This window comes from Ornithinimicrobium cerasi, from assembly GCF_003702705.1.
GTDB lineage: Bacteria > Actinomycetota > Actinomycetes > Actinomycetales > Dermatophilaceae > Ornithinicoccus > Ornithinicoccus cerasi.
This window is the reverse complement of record NZ_QZMN01000012.1, coordinates 37777-54078: the sequence shown is the minus strand read 5'-3', so window position 1 is coordinate 54078 and position 16302 is coordinate 37777. Positions and strand designations below refer to the sequence as shown.

The following is a 16302-nucleotide window of genomic DNA, read 5'->3' as shown; positions in this document are numbered from 1 at the left end:
CTGCGATGGCGATGCCGACGCTCTCGAGTCCGATGGCGATGCGTCACGCCACCCATTCCGTGGTGGCGGTCACAGCCATCCCCGGTCCCGCGCCAGCCGGGCCGCCGCGACCCGGTTCGAGGCGCCGAGCTTGCGCATCGCCTCGGACAGGTAGTTGCGCACCGTGCCCTCGGACAGATGCAGCTGTCCGGCGATCTCGCCGTTGGCCAGTCCCTCACCGGCCAGACGCAGGACCTGGCGCTCCCGGTCGGTCAGTGGGTCCGGCTCGCCCCAAGCGTCGGCGGCGAGCTGGGGGTCGATGGTGCGACCTCCTCCGTGTACGTCGCGGACGGCCTGGGCGAGGGCGCTGGCGGGCGCATCCTTGAGGAGGTAGCCGACAGCACCGGCATCCAGCGCCCGCCGCAGGTACCCGCTCCGAGCGAACGTGGTCAGGATGACCACCCGGGTCGGCAGGCCTCGACGCTGGACCTCGGCGGCCACCTCCAGCCCGGACATCCTGGGCATCTCGATGTCCGTCAGCAGGACGTCGGGGTGCAGTGTCTCGACCAGGCGCATGGCCTCCTCACCGTCGGCGGCGGTGCCCACCACGGTGATGTCGACCTCGAGCTCCAGCAGGGTGCTCAGGGCACCGAGAACCATGAGCTGATCCTCGGCCAGGACGACGGTGATCGTCATCACCCACCCACCTCCGGTGACCGGAGTCCGTCGTGGGCCGTCCGCACCAGGGGCACGGTCACCTCGACCACGGTCCCGTGCGCTGAGTCGAGGTGTGTCGCTTCGCGCACCTGGACGTGGCCACCGAGGCCAGCGATCCGTTCGCGCATGCCGGTGAGACCCGATCCCGCCAGCCCCGAGGAGCCGCGTCCGTCGTCACTCACCGTGAGCCGCGCGTGAGCCCCGACCGTGGTGATGCTGACGGTGGCGCGCCGGGCCTGGGCGTGGCGCACCACGTTGGTGACGGCCTCGCGCAGCGCCATCGCCAGGGCGGACTCCTGCTCGGGGCGCAGGGCGGTCATGTCGGCATCCACGTCGACGTGGACGTCGACTCCTGCCGCCTCCAGGGCCACCCGCGCCCCGTCGATCTCGGCGGAGAGACCCCTGGCCCGGTATCCGGCGACCGCGGTGCGCACCTCCGCCAGGGCTTCGCGGCCGATCTGCTGGATGTCGTCGGCCTCGGCCACTGCCCGATCCGGATCTGTGCGCACCAGTCGTGCGGCCAGCTCGGACTTCAGCACGATGACCGACAGGGTGTGCCCGAGCAGGTCGTGCAGGTCCCGCGCGATCCGCTCCCGTTCCGCGATCGTCGCCAGACGCTCGATCTCCTCGTCGGCACGCAGGAGTCGTTGGCTGGCCCTTTCCCGCTCAGCGTCGAAGATGCTCGTCGCGCCGACGACGGCGGTGAAGAACAGGGCGGGAGTGGGCCCGGCCAGCCGCCACGGCATCGGCACCGGGGAGATCAGCACCATCACCGCGACGAGAACGACGAGAGCGGCGACCGCCGTGACGGCCCGGCGGGTGGGGTACAGACGACCGGCGATGGCCGCCGCGTAGATCGCGAACACGCTGGCCCCGCTGTTGGCCAGCGAACCCGCCAGGGCCAGGACGCCGATGACCGCGAGGAGGATGAGGGTCTGCCGGTCGTCGCGGGCCCGGAACGTCGCGGCATACAGCGGCACGAACAGCGCGACGAGCACCGCCACTGCGAGCCAGTCCCCCGCATCGCTCGAGGTGTCGAACACGGGTTGGAAGAACAGCGCGCCGAGGTAGACCAACCAGACGTAGCGCATGAAGCGGGTGGGGTGCGGCGGGCTCTGGCTCATCAGGTGCGCCTCATCCGTAGGTCCGACCCTCGTCGCGCCGGAAGCCCCACGCGGCCACGGCCAGGAAGAACGCCGTGAACGCTAGCAGGACCACGACGTGCAGCGCCCATGATCCGCTCTCCGCGGCGCCGATCGTGCTCAGGGCGAGCTGGGCGAAGTGGTACGGCGGGAGAGCCGGAGCGATCCCCTGCACGAAGGTGGGCAGCTGGTGGATCGGGATCCACAACCCTGACGCGAACGCCATCGGCAGGTAGATGAGGTTCAGCATGGCTGGTGCGGAGTTCGGGCCGACGAGGTAGCCGAAGGCCAGGCCCATGGCCGAGAACGGCAGCGCCCCGAGCAGCAGGACCAGCCCGAGGCTCATCCACTCCGTGGCGGGCAGCCGCACCGCACCCACGCTGGCACCGAGGACGAACAGCAGCCCGATGATCAGTGCCGAGACCGTCGTGCTCATCGCCACCTTGCCCACGAAGTAGGCCTGCGGGGGCATCGGCGAGACGCGCTTGAGCCGCATCCAGCCCTGCCCCCGCTCGACGGCGACCGAGACGCCGAAGCCGAACAGGGCCGCGCCGATCACGCCGAACGTGCCGTACGTCGCCAGCATGTAGGTGGTCGCGCCCACCCCGCCGCCCTCACTGCCGCCGAACGCAACGCCGAAGAGCAGGTAGAACATCACCGGCAGGGCGATCGTGCTGACGGCGAAGATGGGAATGCGGATCAGCTTGAGGAACTCGTGTCGGGCCTCGGTGACGTAGATCCTCCTCTGACTCACCCTGGGCGCTGCTTCAGAGGTCGTCGTGGGTGTCGCAGTTCGGGTAGTCATGATGCTGCCTCCATGTCGCTGGTCAGGGTGAGGAAGGCTTCCTCCAGGCTCGGTTCGGTCACGGTCACGTCAGCTGCCCGGGGATCGAGATGGAGCAGCGCGCGGAGCGCTGGCTCAGCCGATACGACGAGCAGGTCGAGCCACGGACCCTCGCGTGATGCCCGGGTCACGCCGGGCCACCGGTCCGCCTCGGTCACGCTGACCGTGGTCTGGGCGCGGACCCGTCGCCCAGGCACGCGGGCCTTGATCTCGGCGGGCGTGCCCTCGGCGATCGCCACGCCGCGGTCGATCACCACGATCCGGTCGGCCAGGGCGTCGGCCTCCTCGAGGTAGTGGGTGGTGAGCACCACGCCACGCCCCGACCGGGCCAGCTCGCGCAGCGTGGTCCACAGGCCCCGCCGAGACTCCGCGTCCAGACCGGTGGTCGGCTCGTCGAACATCAGCAGGTCGGGGTCGCCCGCCAGGGTGATGCCGAACAGCACGCGTCGCTGCTGGCCGCCGGAGAGCTCGCCGAACATGCGGTCCTCGAGCCCTTCAAGGCCCGCTGCGCTGATGACCTGCGCGATGGGCAGGGGGTCGGGGTAGTAGGCGCGGAAACCGGCGAGCAGCTCCCGCACGCGCAGCGTGTCCGGTACCCCCGAGGCCTGCAGCATCGCGCCGAGACGGCGACGGGCACGCAGGTCGCGGGGGTCGCGTCCGAAGAGCCGCGCCATACCGGACGACGGCGTCGTCAGGCCGGTGAGCATCCCGATGGCCGTGGACTTTCCGGCCCCGTTGGGTCCCAGGATGGCCAGGAGCTCCCCGGAACGCACCTGCAGGTCCAGTCCGCAGACCGCCCGTACCGTGGCCGCGCCCTGACCGTACTGCTTCGAGGCCCCCACGAGCTCGGCGAGCACGGTGGTGTCCTGGGTGGTGGGCAGGTCCTGATGTCTGAGCTTCGTCGTCGTCATACCTCAAGGCTCGACCTCCGCGCACCGCGACAGTAGTGCCCAGAATCACCACCGGGGCATGAAAGTTGTCATGCCCGGCAGTGGTCCGGGGGACGTGATGACGGTGCTCGCCGCCGAGGTCCCACGGTTCGGCGTGCAGCAGCCACGCATCGACACAGCCCTGGCCCGAGCCGGGCAGGGAGACCACGGGTGGGTCCGCTCACCAGTGGTCGCCGCGGCCAACCGCGTCTGGATACAGCTGCACGAGGACCTACTGGCCACCCGGGCCATCCCGAGAGACGACCGCGGAGATCCCGAGGGTGTGGTTCCTTCACTCCCCCTGTCTCGACGCCGCAGCCCACGACGGGGGGCTTTACCGTCGGTCCGGGGCATGCACTAGATGACTTTCGGGAGGAACGCGCCCAGTACGCCCGACAGCAGCGGGGCGAGGATGAACAGGCTCGACTGCAGCTGCTGAAGGGGCGAGACCTGCGCCTGGGTCAACGTGTCTATCCGTGCTCGCCCGTCCATCCACTCCTTGAACTCGGACGTCGTCGGCGCAGGCATCCCCGCGACGGGAAAGTGGAACTCGCGGAGGTCGACGCACAACCGTTGAAGGGTCAGGTGTGCAGGGACGTAGACGACCAGGAGGAGCGCAGTGAAGAAAGCGCCGTAGAGGAGCACGGCCTCGGCCGGTGCCGCCCTGATGCTCCCACCCCCAGGGTCGAAGAGAAGGACGGCACGGCGGAGCGCACCCGCAGCCAGGACTGCCAGGCCGATCACGGCACCGGCGATCCCGAGGTACCTCTTGATGTAGTCACGGGCGACGACGGCGACCCTGAGATCGGCCTGGGTGAGCTTGTCCGGTGAGTGACGCCGGACCCGGTCCTGCACGAGCGCGATGGCATGTAGCGCAGGCAGTCCGACACCGACCGCCGCGAAGAGGGTCAGGAACGCCATCTTCGGGTGGTGCGCCCACAACGGTGAGTCCGGTCGCTGGGTCCCCAGCCGCGACACGATCAGCACGGCTAGGGCGGCCGTGATCAAGAACGGCAGGACCATCAGACGACGCGATGGCGCAGTGTCACGGTGCAGGTCGATCACCTCGCGCCAGAGGGGGAGCGTCACCACCGACCAGAACGCGGTCTGGACGCAGATCGTCACCAGCCATACCAGGAAACCGTCGGACCGGGTGAACCGCATGTGCACGCCCTCGGACGGGCCTGTCAGCACGACGGCAGCACCGGCCGCGGCCCCGAGGAGCACGAGCGCAAGAACCTGCAACGGGTCCCAGCTCTGCAGGGTACGCCGTTCCCACGCCCCCGGCCTGACTGGTGCGTCACGCAGCGCATCGCTCACGTCCACGAGTCCATCGTGCCCCTGCCGCGCCCGCAGGGGTAGCACTCGAGCCGTGTCGTGAGCAGGCGAGCCAGACGGCGAAGCACAGGCGCTGCAGCGTGACGACAGCGGCAACGGCCAGACCGGTCGGGAGGATCTCGTGATGGCAGAACGACCGGCGGCAGAAGAGGCGACCTGGTGCTCACATACCCTGCCGATATGACGCGCGAACGGGCGGTGCTCCTGGGACATCTCGAAGCAGAACGCAAGCATGTGCTGGCTGCCGTGGACGGGTTGGACGCGGCGAACCTGACCCGAGCCGTCGCCCCGTCGGGGTGGTCGATCGCCCAGCTGCTGAATCACCTCACCTACGACGCCGAGGTCTTCTGGGGTAGCGCCATCATCGGTGGCGACGAAGAGGCGATCGGCCTCATTCAGGACGGTTGGACAGCTCCAGTGACCTCCGGCGCTGAGGCCGTGGAGCGGTACCGACACTGGTCGCGCCGCACCGGCGCCGTACTTGCCGAGGTGGACCTTGACGGACCACCGCGCTGGTGGCCCTCAGAGGACGCCTTTCCCTTTCCACCGTTCGCGGACGTTCGTCAGTGCCTGCTCAGGCTCCTGCTCGAGACCGCCACCCACGCGGGCCACCTGGACATGGCCCGCGAGGGAATCGACGGTCACCAGTACCTCGTTGTCGAATAGACCCGTACCGATGCACGACGCGCGGCAAGTGCGGGCATTCTTGCAATCAGCGGTGATCGCGGAGGAAGCCACGCACGGCGATCACTGCGAACTCTTCCGGAGAGCACTCGACCCCGCCTGTCGTCATCTGCTGGGGCTCCGTTCTTCGATCTGTCGCCCTCGTGGCCGACGTCGGGCTTGGATTCGCAGCCGTCAGGCTTGCTCACGGGTGACGGACCGGACCACTCGTGCCGGCGTTCCGACGACCACGGTGTCCGGTGGCACGTCCTTGGTGACCACAGATGCTGCGGCCACGACAGCGTTGGCGCCGAGGGTGACGCCAGCCAGGACCGTCACGTTGGACCCGATCCACACGTTGTCGCCGATGACGATGGGGGCGGGGTGCATGTCGGCCCGGCGGCTCGGATCGAGGTCGTGGTTGAGCGTTGCCAGCACGGTGTTGTGTCCGATGAGGCAGTCGTCGCCGATGGAGACCCCGCCCTGGTCCTGGAAGACGAGCCGGAGTTGATGAAGACTCGTCTGCCCAGGGTGGTGTTCTTGCCGAAGTCGGTGCGAAAGGGCGGGAAGAGCGTTACCGTCTCGTCGATCGGTCTCCCGGTGAGCAGTCCCAGCAGCTCTCGTACCTTCCGGGGGCTGTGGAAACCAGTGTTGAGCTGAGCGGTGATGCGTAGGGCTTCTTGGCTGGTGAGGTGCATGACCTCGTGCAACGGGGAGCCTCCGGTGATCCTCTCGCCGGCCCTCAGTGCACCGGAGAAGGTCCTCCAGGTCCATGGGCGTCCTCTCGGTTCGTGGGGGCGTGCGCTGCCGGTGGTTACGCCAGGGTGTCGGTGTCGATCACGAAGCGGTAGCGCACGTCGGAGACCAGGACGCGCTCGTAGGCGTCGTTGATCCTCTCGGCCGGGATGATCTCGACCTCGGCGCCGATGCGGTGCTCGGCGCAGAAGTCGAGCATCTCCTGGGTCAGGGCGATGCCGCCGATCATGGATCCGGCGAAGGAGCGACGGCCGCCGATGAGGGAGAACACGTTCACGCTGAGCGGGTCGGCGGGCGCGCCGACGTTGACGAGGGTGCCGTCCACGGCGAGGAGGCCCAGGTAGGCGTCGAGGTCGATGCTGGCGCTGACGGTGTTGAGGATGAGGTCGAAGCTGCTGGCGAGCCGGTCGAACGTGGCCGGGTCGTCGGTGGCGTGGTAGTGGACGGCACCCAGGCGCAGCCCGTCCTCCTGCTTCTTCAGGGACTGCGACAGCACGGTGACCTCAGCGCCCATGGCGTGCGCGAGCTGGACTGCCAGGTGGCCCAGCCCGCCGAGGCCGACGACGGCGACCCTCTTGCCGGGTCCGGCGCCCCAGCGGCGCAGCGGGGCGTAGGTCGTGATCCCCGCGCACAGCAGCGGCGCGGCAGCGGCCGGGTCGATGCTCTCGGGCACAGAGAGCACGAAGTCGGCGTCCACGACGACGTGCGTGGCGTAGCCGCCCTGGGTGGTGGTGCCGTCGCGGTCGGTGCCGGCGTAGGTGGCGACCATGCCTTGGGTGCAGTACTGCTCGTCACCGTTGCGGCAGCTGGTGCACTCCCGGCAGGAGTTCACCATGCACCCGACGCCGACACGGTCACCGACGCTGTGACCGCTGACCTGGGAGCCAACCTCGCTGACGACGCCGACGATCTCGTGGCCGGGGACGAGGGGGAAGGGCTGCGGGCCCCAATCACCGTTGACGGTGTGGATGTCGGAGTGGCAGATGCCGGCGTACTGGATCTGGATGAGGACGTCGTGTGCTCCGACGTCTCGGCGCTCGATCGTGGTCGGGGCCAGCGGCTGGCCGGCGGCGGGTGCGGCGTAGGCGTTGACGCGCATGATGGTCTTCCTTCGTTCTGTCGGGTCGTCTTGCGGGGTGGTGGGGGACGGCAGGGCAGGCTGAGGCAACCGTCGAGGGCGCGTGCGTGATCGCCGCGTGGACGTGATCACGGCAGTGGCGAAGGCCTGGGGCGGGGGGAGGAACGACCTACTGCTGGTTGGTCCGAGTCAGTTCAGCGGCCAGTGCTGCGGCCTGTTCCGACAGCTGGTGGGTGCGCGCCGAGTCGCCGGCGGCGACCGCGTGCCAGTAGTCGATCTTCAGGCGCACGTACCGGTGGCGAAGAGCGACGCGCTACGCCTCCAGGGCCAGGCGACGCTCCTGCTCGGTGAGCAGTTGGATCTGCTCCTGGGAGGCCTGGGCGCCCAGCTGTCCGTTGGCGACGTAAGTGCGCATGTCGGCCACCGACATGCCGGTGGCGGCCAGGCAGGACACCCACAGGAGCTGGTCCAGGTCCTCCTCGTCGTAGACGCGGTGGCCGCTGCTCTCGCCGCGGCTGACGGGCCCGATGACGCCGATCGTCTCGTAGTACCGCAGCGTGCTGGCAGGAAGCCCCGGTCAGCGCGGCAGCTTCCCGGATCGTGTACGACTGCCCGGCGGTTCGTGTCCTCACGCCAACCACGCTAAGAACTTCCAAGTACTTGAAGTCAAAGGATCTTGAAGTCAAAGGATGGCGGCCAGCAGCGCGGCAGTCCCGCGCGGTCCGGGCCCATACTGCCCCTACGCCAACCCAGGCCTTGGAGACCCAGCAGGAGCCTTCCGCGGATCACGTACGCCTGCTCGTGGTGCTGGATCGTCGGCTCAGTCCAAGAAGACGGACCAGCAGATGTCGTTGCGGCGGACCTGGTCCTCGAGGACGAGTCCCCGGATCCGGTCGGGCAGTTGCCGGCGCTGCCAGTCGCGCTCGGTCCGCCCAGCTTCGGGGTCCTGGGGGGAGGTGGCCAGGACGGCCTTGATGGCGTAGGCGGCAGCGCCAAGTTCGTGCTCGGGCACGTGGGCGACGCAGGCGGCCTGGCCGGCGGCGTATGCAGCAGAACGCGCAGCGCCGCGAAACGGTCGCGTCGCGCCCATGGAGTGTCCGCCAGCGGCCCGCGCCTGCATCATGCCCATCTCGCCTCGGGCCCATGCCCGAGTGGCCCCTATCGCCTCGCGTGGCCGGGGGTCCGTGGGAGCCTGCGTCTCGAAGAGGTGCAGGACGTGCTCGGCGCAGTCGGCGGCCCACAGGGCAAGGAGGTGGTGATCCACGTCGGTGAGCGTCCCCCCGCGCCGGATCGTGACCAGGCGGGGGTCACGGACCGAGGGGAGGATCACGCGTCAAGCGTGCCAGAAAACGCGACGGCAGCGGCGCTCCCGACCCGCACCGTGCGGCAGATCCCGACGATCGTCGTTCTCCTCGGTGAGGGGAATCACTGAGGATCGTCAGCCGACTTCGTGAATCGTGGTGAGACAGAATGGGTGGCGTCCGTCATGTCCGCAGAGAACGCCGCCAGATCCCCAGGGTTTGGGCATGCGATAGTCGCTGAGCTGAGGCGGATCGACGCGGTCACGCTTCGAGCCTACGGCCGTCCCGACAGGCAGCGTGGGGAATGGTGAGGCAGCCGAGCGCGGTGCAGGATGACCGTATGCGACCGGGCCGGTTCTGCTTGGGGCTGCCCCTCGTACGATCAGTGACGTGCCGCTCCCAACCCTGCTCGTGATCGACGTGCAGCAGGCTTTCGACGACTCCGCGTGGGGAGAGCGCAACAACCCGGATGCCGAGATCCACGTCGGCGAACTCCTGGCCGTCTGGCGTGAGCTCGGCGCACCCGTCGCACACGTGCGCCACGAGAGCGCTTCGCCCACCGGGCTTTTCCGCCGCGGCACAACGGCATTCGATTTCAAGCCAGAGGCGCGACCGTTACCGGGCGAGGTGGTCATCGACAAGCACGTGAACAGCGCGTTCATCGGCACCGACCTGCATGAGTATCTGCGGAACACCGGGGCCGATCACGTCGTCATCGTCGGCCTGACCACCGATCACTGCTGCTCGACGACGGCGCGAATGGCCAGCAACCTCGGGTTCGAGACATGGTTTGTCTCAGACGCCACGGCGACCCACCCCCGGGCCGGCTTCGATGCCGAGACGATGCACCGGACTGCCCTCGCCAGCCTTGACGGGGAGTTCGCCCGTGTCATGACCACAGATGAAGCGATCACACGCCTTCACGCGCTCGCAAAGTGGGCAGGCTGAGGCGACCGGCACCGGCCAGCGGTCAACGGGTAGACGACACCGGGACGTGGTCCCACCCCTCCGCGGGGGGTCACTCCCAGGGCATGTCCCGCAGGATGTCCTGCGGGCGGGCCAACACGGTGTAGAAGAACCACGACGCCACGGCGCAGACGACCATGATGGCCGCCATCGGCACCGCCGAGTCGACCCCGAACACCCCGCTGACCGGGGAGATGAGCGCACCGAAGACGAAGTTTGCCGCCCCGAGCAGGGCGGCAGCCGCTCCGGCCCGCTCCCCGTGGTCGGCCAGCGCGATGCTCGGGCTGTTCGGCATGACGAAGCCCACCGAGCCCATCAGAAGGACGATGCCGCCGACGATGGCCCACACACCCAGGTCCACCAGCGCGGCGGTGAGCAGCGCCAGGGCGATGGCCAGCATCGAGGGCAGCGCCACCCGCAGCACCGCGGCCGGGTGCACCGTGCGCACCAGAGACCCGTTGACCTGACTGGTGACGGTCAGCGCTCCTGCGCCGGCGGCGAAGACCAGGGCGTACTGCTGGGTGGTCATCCCGTACAGCCCCTGGAAGACGAAGGTCGCGCTGGAGATGTAGGCGAACAGGCAGCCCATCGCGGTGCATGCGGTCAGGACCAGACCCACGTAGCGTCGGTCCGAGAGCAGCACCCGGTAGCTGGTCCACAGGGTCCGCGGACCGAAATGGCGCCGTCGCTCCGGGGGAAGGGTCTCCTTGACGAAGACCAGCGCCAGCACCGCCAGCAGCAGCCCGAAGGCTCCCAGCGCCCAGAAGATGGTCCGCCAGCTGCCGAAGATCAGGAACTGGGCGCCCAGCGTCGGCGCCAGGATCGGGGCCACGCCGACCACCAGGAAGAGCCGGGAGATGAAGGTCGCCATCCGGGAGCCGCTGTAGAGGTCGCGGACCATGGCCTGGGACAGCACCATCCCAGCCGCACCGGCCAGACCCTGCACGAAGCGCAGCAGCAGCAGCACCTCGATCGAGGAGGAGACCGCGATCGCCGCCGAGACCAGGACATAGACGACCAGCGACGCGATCAACGGTCGGCGCCGGCCGAAGGAGTCCGACAACGCCCCGATCAGGAGCTGGCCGGTGGCGAGCCCGACTAGGGTCGCGGTCAGGGTCAGCTGCACCGTGGCCTCGGTCGTCGACAGGTCGTCCACGACGGTCGGGAAAGCGGCGAGGTACATGTCGATCGTCAGCGGGCCGACCGCGACGAGCGCCCCGAACAGCAGCAGCCGGCCCAGCGGGGAAGGTTCGGTGCGGGGCCGGAGGGACGCGGGGGGTGCTGCGACGGGGGCTGATCTCACCACGGGACCAAGGTGGATGCCCTCCTGGATATTCCGGCAGCGGGCGCGGGTAGCCTGGCCCCCAGGCGGCCGAGATGGTCACCTATGCCGCGTTCCCGTCCGCGATAGCCGGTGTCCAACTGCTGCGGGCAAACGCGGATTTTCGCGGTGGTCCCTCTCATCGGCTACCTAGCCAGGCCCAGGAAAGCCATCAGGGCCCGTTCGACCTCTACGAGACTCTCGGGCGCCAGGCGGCCAACGCGCGTACCGACGTTCTCCCGGCGGACTGTGGTGACCTTGTCGATCATGACCTGACTGTCGTGCTGCACACCGGTGAGCTCGTCGGCGGCGACGCGTACGCGAAGCAGAGGGGCATCGACCAGCGTCGTCGTCAGGGGCGCCACGGTCACCGAGGCAGTGCCCTCGAAGAGGTCGTCCTGCACGATCAGCGCGGGCCTCGGCTTGGAGGCGTAGACACCCCCGGCGACGGTCCACAGCTCGCCGCGCCTCACTCCTCGTCCCATGCGGCGGTGACGGCTTCGACGAACTCCTGGTCATCGGACTGCTCGTCCGCCCTCGCGACCAGGGCCGCCTGACGTTGCGCCTCCTGTGCAAAGCGCTCGCTACGCACGTCCGGCACCCAGATCTGCACGGGTCGAAGGCCGCGTGCGCGCATCCTGCGCCGGTACTCGCTGACTCGATGCTTCACCGTCATGCCCAAGAGGTTACATGTAACGAGGGTGCGGCGGAAGGAGGTGCGTCACCAACGACGCCCGAAGACCAGTCCCCACCGCAAGCGCCGAGCGACCAGCGGCAAGAGCGGACGGCGCGAGGCTGGCCGCTCGGAGTGGTTCAGGGAAACGTTGCGGTTGGCCTCAGGTTGTGTTCGGCGGCCGGAAGGAGGGGCCGCCGGGTGCTTCCCACGAGCCGTCCGTTGGGATGACGCGCCTGCGCTCGAACCCGCGATACCACGTGCCCTGATGGGTAAGTTGCCCCTGATCCCCCTCCGTGAACTGGCCGTACTCGCGTGGTGGGATCTTGACCTCGATGCGTTCACCACTCCCAACCTCGAACGTGGCGAAGTAAGCGGTCTGCACCGCGCTGTCGCCCGCTCCGCCTTCGGTGTGGGTCCGCTTTCCGACCACCCGTGCGGCGACGGTCTGCTCGGGCAACGCGGAATTGTTGGCGAAGGTCTGCCCGGCTTGGACCAGCTTCACGACGACCACGGTCACGAAGATGATGAAGAAGATGCCCATGAGCACCGGCATCGTGGAGAACAACCCCTCGCCCGGTCCAGCAATAGGGTCGAGAGACACCCCCGGATCGAACTGCACGTCAGGATCCATGGCCGGGCCCGATCCGTTGGCGCCTGCCCACAGCGGCCGCCACATGGTCGTATGCATCAGGCCCACCTCCTCGATGAGTGCCAAGGTTCAACTTGGCCCAGGTCGGACGCTACCGTCCGGCGACGGGTTCCCGCGGCCAGCACCCCCCGATCGGGTCAAGAACCTTTCTTGGGTCCCCGGCAAGCGCTGTCCGTGCCGGGCCAAGCATGTGTTCGGCCAGGCGGACGCCCCGAAGACCTAACGCCCTCCGGGCGGCAAAGTCGGACGAGCGCAGCCGTCCTCCACGCGGCAAAGTCGGACGAGCGCAGCCGTCCTCCACGCGGCAAAGTCGGACGAGCGTAGCCGTCCTCCACGCGGCAAAGTCGGACGAGCGTAGCCGTCCTCCACGCGGCAAAGTCGGACGAGCGTAGCCGTCCTCCACGCGGCAGGAGCGGACGGAGAGACCATCGGGCAGCGCAGTCTCCTGCTCAGCTCAGCAAACAGCGAGCCGCAAACCGCCATAGCCGCCTCCTCTACTCTCATAGGCCTGGAGCATTTTGCGCCAGCCTCCAGTTGGCTGAGTGAGCGCACCTAAGCGGAAGCACTAAAAGCGCCAGGGCGTGGGCACGAGACTCTTTAGATACTCCACCACTCCGGGCTCGAGCCGCACGGGAGAGTTGCGCGATTGCCACGCCACTAGTTCCCGGCTCACTCGGTACCGCGCGGTCAGTGAATTTACCGCACTTTTTACGGTCTTAGCGTCTGCTTGCGCCATTACTGCGCCAGCCTGGCTTCGCGGCAGCAAGACCTCAGCGGCGAACGCGCGTGCTCGTGCCTCGACTGTCGGATTCAGGCGTCCACCGAGTACCTCAGCTGCAGGTAGCGCCGCGTCTCTATCCAGAAGTAGATGGCATATCTCATGGGCGACTGACGCGTTTCGACCACTACTGGACTGGGAGTGCCGTCCGGAAGTATTCACGATCACCGCTGGCCCCCGTCGATAACCCCAGCAGGCCATCGCATCGATCAATGGCGTCTGTAGAGAAACTTCCTTGTACTCGATGCCAAGGTCCCTCAGCCAAGCAATGGGATCGAATTTGGTATCGGTCGGAATGGCCTCAATTGCTCGAAACGCTGACGCTGCTGCATAGCCTTGCTCATATGGCCTAGTGAGATCTTCAGTAAGCGCGGCTCGTACCGCGGCGGAAAGATCGTCGAGCCCGGGAGTGTCAGATAGCTTCAGATCCTCAACCTGTGCCAGTGCAGTGGCGGTCACCCGCAGGGGGAGTCCGGCCGTCATCCTCGCGACCGCTAGCAATTCGTTGCCCGTTATTGAAATTCCGTTGACGCCCCAATCGAAGTAGCCTGGGCTTGAGGGCGTCTTCCCCCTCTGCGGCGTGAGCTCGCTGGCTAGTTGCTCCAATTGCGTCGGCGAAAGGCCAGTTGCAATGGGCAAGACCTCCTCCGGCGAGCGATCAGCTCGAGTCGACCATTCCTGCAAAGCGTGCTGAGATCGTGCATCAGCACCGCCTGCCACGTCTAATCTCGCCGCAATCTCGTTACCCAACCCCTCGAGAGTTTCGATTACATGTTGCCAAGGTACGGTCACGCGTCCTTTATCGGTCAGAATATGGCCCAGATGCCCCTCTCGCCAAACCACGAAGGGACGTGAGGAGGCGCCCTGCAGGGCTCGGTTCATATCATGGGACTCGAAGAATTCCCAAAGCAGCAACTCAGGCTCATCTGAATTTAGAGACGGTGAGTAACGGTACGCTCCAAGTACATATGATTGAAGTTCGGAAACGCTTTGCGGATCGACGTCGAATGGTAGACCATCTTCCAGTTCTAGGGAGGTCCAGTTATGAGAAAACCACTCGAGGAGCTCGATCCAAGTCCAAGCGAAGCCCCCTTCGGCTGGCCAAGCGGAGCGCCCGTCCAGGTAGATCTCCAGGGTTCCCTCGGTGGCGAGGGCAGCGTTTCCAGGCCGGGCGACGTCTCCCCACTCAACCGCGTATGACAGTGCGTGTTCAGCGTCTAGGAGCGCAGCCATGCAACGACCTCAGATTCGCAACCCAGCGTGGTGGCACGGGCAATCAACTGTTGCCTCAGCGCGCGGCTTGGAGGTAAGTTCTCAAGGAGTTCAGGGAAGCCATGGTACGAAACCCCAGGGTTAGTTGGCGTGGCCCGATAAACCACACCTTCGCGAATAGCGTATACCCGCTGCGGATGATCGTGAGGCCAACGGGAGGGGCTCCACTCAATACCATCGTTCAGCATTTCCTCAGCGTCAGAGAGCGTGAGGTCACTTGGGCACTTGCTCACTCTCACTCCCTTCACTTCAACTACGCCGGCACGCTTTTTTGCCCAATGATGCTTGCGCTTTGGGATCTGGTCTGGCTCGTACTTCCACCCCACCCGTGGCTCCTTCGCGCGTATCTCTCGGCTCACGATTGTGCCACGTGTAGGTGACGTGCGACAGGCACCCCGGCGGCGACCCTCAGGCCGCCGGACGGCGCGCGCTTCAGGCTTTGATGACTTGCTCTGATCGGCTGTGCCCCCGAAGGCTTCTCGCAGACGTCCTGTACTCGGCGGAGTCGTGATGTCACAAACCTCCGCCCGAGTTGCACGTCGACGGGCACGACGCGCGTCCGATGGACCATCCGACTCTCGGCGGAGTCGTGATGTCACGACCGTCAGCACGTGGTGTCTCAAGGATTCGTCTTTCGGCGGCTGCACGACGTCATCACCCCGCGGGATGGATGCCAGAAGCATCGACCCTGACCGAGGTCTCAGTGCCACGCACTCGCTCGCGCTCCACCTGCAAATCGCACGCGACCAGCCCGCGCCGGGCAGCCGCCGAGACTCACACGTTGAAGCGGAACTCCACGACGTCGCCGTCGGCCATGACGTAATCCTTGCCCTCGATGCGGACCCGGCCAGCCTCCTTGGCCCGGACCATCGAACCGGCCGCGTCGAGGTCCTGGAAGGACACGACCTCAGCCTTGATAAAGCCCCGCTCGAAATCGGTGTGGATGACGCCCGCAGCCTGCGGAGCGGTCCATCCCTGGCGAATCGTCCAGGCGCGCGACTCCTTGGGCCCGGCGGTGAGATACGTCTGCAGGCCCAGGGTCACGAACCCGACCCGGGCCAGCTGGTCCAGGCCGGGCTCCTCGACCCCGACCGACTCGAGCAGCTCGCGTGCCTCCGCGTCGTCCAGCTCCGCCAGGTCGGCCTCGAGCTTGGCGTTGAGGTAGATCGCCTCGGCCGGCGCGACCAGCGCGGCGAGCTCGGCGTGCAGGGACTCGTCGGTCAGCCCGTCCTCGTCGAGGTTGAACACGTAGAGGAACGGCTTGGTCGTCAGCAGCCCCAGCCCGCGTGCGATCCCCAGGTCCACCCCCGCGGCGGGCCCGGCGGCATACAGCGTGTCCCCCGCCTCCAGCACCCGCTGCGCGGCGAGCGCGGTGTCGAGGACCGCCTTGTCGGCGCGCTTGCCCTTGACCTCCTTCTCCAGGCGCGGGACGGCGTTCTCCAGCGTCTGCAGGTCCGCGAGCACCAGCTCGGTGTTGATCGTCTCGATGTCGTCCCGCGGGCTCACCCTGCCCTCGACGTGGACGACGTCGTCGTCGCGGAAGACGCGCACGACCTGGCAGATCGCGTCCGCCTCCCGGATGTTGGCCAGGAACTTGTTGCCCAGGCCCTCCCCCTCGGACGCGCCGCGCACGATCCCGGCGATGTCCACGAAGCTGACCGTGGCGGGCAGGATCCGGGCCGAGCCATGGATCTCCGCGAGCCGCTGCAGCCGGTCGTCCTTGAGCGGGACCACACCCACGTTCGGCTCGATCGTCGCGAACGGGTAGTTCGCCGCGAGCACGGAGTTCTTGGTCAGCGCGTTGAAGAGCGTGGACTTGCCCACGTTGGGCAGTCCGACGATTCCGATGGTGAGGGCCACGGGGTCAGGAGTCTACCCGGGGTATGGCGTCGC

At 67.6% G+C, this 16302-nt stretch carries 16 protein-coding genes and 2 pseudogenes; 2 read left to right on the top strand and 16 right to left on the bottom strand.

The window, feature by feature from the left end; genetic code table 11:
- Positions 1 to 69 precede the first annotated feature (69 nt).
- From D4B81_RS13910 to D4B81_RS13890, 5 genes are all read right to left on the bottom strand, one after another.
- Positions 70 to 675 (bottom strand): response regulator transcription factor, encoded by a 606-nt coding sequence (locus tag D4B81_RS13910; RefSeq protein WP_122263198.1) that lies wholly within the window; start codon positions 673 to 675, stop codon positions 70 to 72.
- Positions 675 to 1820: a sensor histidine kinase gene (locus D4B81_RS13905; RefSeq protein ID WP_122263197.1), complete on the bottom strand. Its 1146-nt coding sequence runs from the start codon at positions 1818 to 1820 to the stop codon at positions 675 to 677. Before D4B81_RS13905 ends, D4B81_RS13910 begins: the two co-directional genes overlap by 1 nt.
- Positions 1821 to 1830: 10 nt before the next feature.
- Positions 1831 to 2592: an ABC transporter permease gene (locus tag D4B81_RS13900; RefSeq protein WP_161965170.1), complete on the bottom strand. Its 762-nt coding sequence runs from the start codon at positions 2590 to 2592 to the stop codon at positions 1831 to 1833.
- Positions 2593 to 2639: 47 nt separating this feature from the next.
- Positions 2640 to 3593 carry an ABC transporter ATP-binding protein gene (locus D4B81_RS13895; protein WP_122263195.1) on the bottom strand — a complete coding sequence of 318 codons (954 nt, stop codon included), beginning with the start codon at positions 3591 to 3593 and terminating at the stop codon, positions 2640 to 2642.
- Positions 3594 to 3968: 375 nt separating this feature from the next.
- Positions 3969 to 4931, bottom strand: a complete 963-nt coding sequence (locus tag D4B81_RS13890; protein WP_161965169.1) for a hypothetical protein — start codon at positions 4929 to 4931, stop codon at positions 3969 to 3971.
- A 198-nt stretch (positions 4932 to 5129) separates the two neighbouring features.
- Here D4B81_RS13890 and D4B81_RS13885 point away from each other — a divergent pair, with 198 nt between their 5' ends.
- A complete protein-coding gene (locus tag D4B81_RS13885) occupies positions 5130 to 5615 on the top strand; it encodes a mycothiol transferase (RefSeq protein ID WP_122263311.1) in 486 nt (161 codons plus the stop codon).
- A 192-nt stretch (positions 5616 to 5807) separates the two neighbouring features.
- On the opposite strand, the gene D4B81_RS19325 is transcribed toward D4B81_RS13885, so the two are convergent.
- The 5 genes and pseudogenes from D4B81_RS19325 to D4B81_RS13865 all read right to left on the bottom strand — a co-directional run bounded on the left by D4B81_RS19325 (position 5808) and on the right by D4B81_RS13865 (position 8776).
- On the bottom strand, positions 5808 to 6050 hold the full coding sequence (locus D4B81_RS19325) for a DapH/DapD/GlmU-related protein (protein WP_419866247.1): 243 nt from the start codon (positions 6048 to 6050) through the stop codon (positions 5808 to 5810).
- Between the two features lie 15 nt (positions 6051 to 6065).
- Positions 6066 to 6386, bottom strand: a pseudogene (locus D4B81_RS19320) (hypothetical protein); the annotation flags it as partial.
- Positions 6387 to 6426: 40 nt separating this feature from the next.
- On the bottom strand, positions 6427 to 7470 hold the full coding sequence (locus tag D4B81_RS13875; protein WP_272914074.1) for an NAD(P)-dependent alcohol dehydrogenase: 1044 nt from the start codon (positions 7468 to 7470) through the stop codon (positions 6427 to 6429).
- A 433-nt stretch (positions 7471 to 7903) separates the two neighbouring features.
- A pseudogene (locus D4B81_RS18910) lies at positions 7904 to 7984 on the bottom strand (MerR family transcriptional regulator); the annotation flags it as partial.
- A gap of 282 nt (positions 7985 to 8266) precedes the next feature.
- On the bottom strand, positions 8267 to 8776 hold the full coding sequence (locus D4B81_RS13865) for a putative immunity protein (RefSeq protein WP_122263192.1): 510 nt from the start codon (positions 8774 to 8776) through the stop codon (positions 8267 to 8269).
- A 361-nt stretch (positions 8777 to 9137) separates the two neighbouring features.
- On the opposite strand from D4B81_RS13865, the gene D4B81_RS13860 reads away from it, so the two are divergent.
- Complete coding sequence (locus D4B81_RS13860) at positions 9138 to 9695, top strand: cysteine hydrolase family protein (RefSeq protein ID WP_202613702.1); 558 nt, start codon at positions 9138 to 9140, stop codon at positions 9693 to 9695.
- A gap of 70 nt (positions 9696 to 9765) precedes the next feature.
- Here the strand turns inward: D4B81_RS13860 and D4B81_RS13855 are convergent, their stop codons facing one another.
- From D4B81_RS13855 to ychF, 6 genes are all read right to left on the bottom strand, one after another.
- Positions 9766 to 11016: a multidrug effflux MFS transporter gene (locus tag D4B81_RS13855; RefSeq protein ID WP_161965168.1), complete on the bottom strand. Its 1251-nt coding sequence runs from the start codon at positions 11014 to 11016 to the stop codon at positions 9766 to 9768.
- Between the two features lie 164 nt (positions 11017 to 11180).
- A complete protein-coding gene (locus D4B81_RS13850; RefSeq protein ID WP_122263189.1) occupies positions 11181 to 11507 on the bottom strand; it encodes a type II toxin-antitoxin system PemK/MazF family toxin in 327 nt (108 codons plus the stop codon).
- Positions 11504 to 11710 carry an antitoxin MazE-like protein gene (locus tag D4B81_RS13845; protein WP_122263188.1) on the bottom strand — a complete coding sequence of 69 codons (207 nt, stop codon included), beginning with the start codon at positions 11708 to 11710 and terminating at the stop codon, positions 11504 to 11506. The genes D4B81_RS13850 and D4B81_RS13845 overlap by 4 nt, the downstream gene beginning before the upstream one ends.
- Before the next feature lie 160 nt (positions 11711 to 11870).
- Complete coding sequence (locus tag D4B81_RS13840; RefSeq protein WP_161965167.1) at positions 11871 to 12425, bottom strand: DUF2500 domain-containing protein; 555 nt, start codon at positions 12423 to 12425, stop codon at positions 11871 to 11873.
- 499 nt (positions 12426 to 12924) lie between these two features.
- Positions 12925 to 14370 carry an ImmA/IrrE family metallo-endopeptidase gene (locus D4B81_RS13835; protein WP_122263186.1) on the bottom strand — a complete coding sequence of 482 codons (1446 nt, stop codon included), beginning with the start codon at positions 14368 to 14370 and terminating at the stop codon, positions 12925 to 12927.
- 813 nt (positions 14371 to 15183) lie between these two features.
- Positions 15184 to 16269, bottom strand: a complete 1086-nt coding sequence (gene ychF, locus D4B81_RS13830; RefSeq protein WP_122263185.1) for a redox-regulated ATPase YchF — start codon at positions 16267 to 16269, stop codon at positions 15184 to 15186.
- Positions 16270 to 16302: the final 33 nt, after the last annotated feature.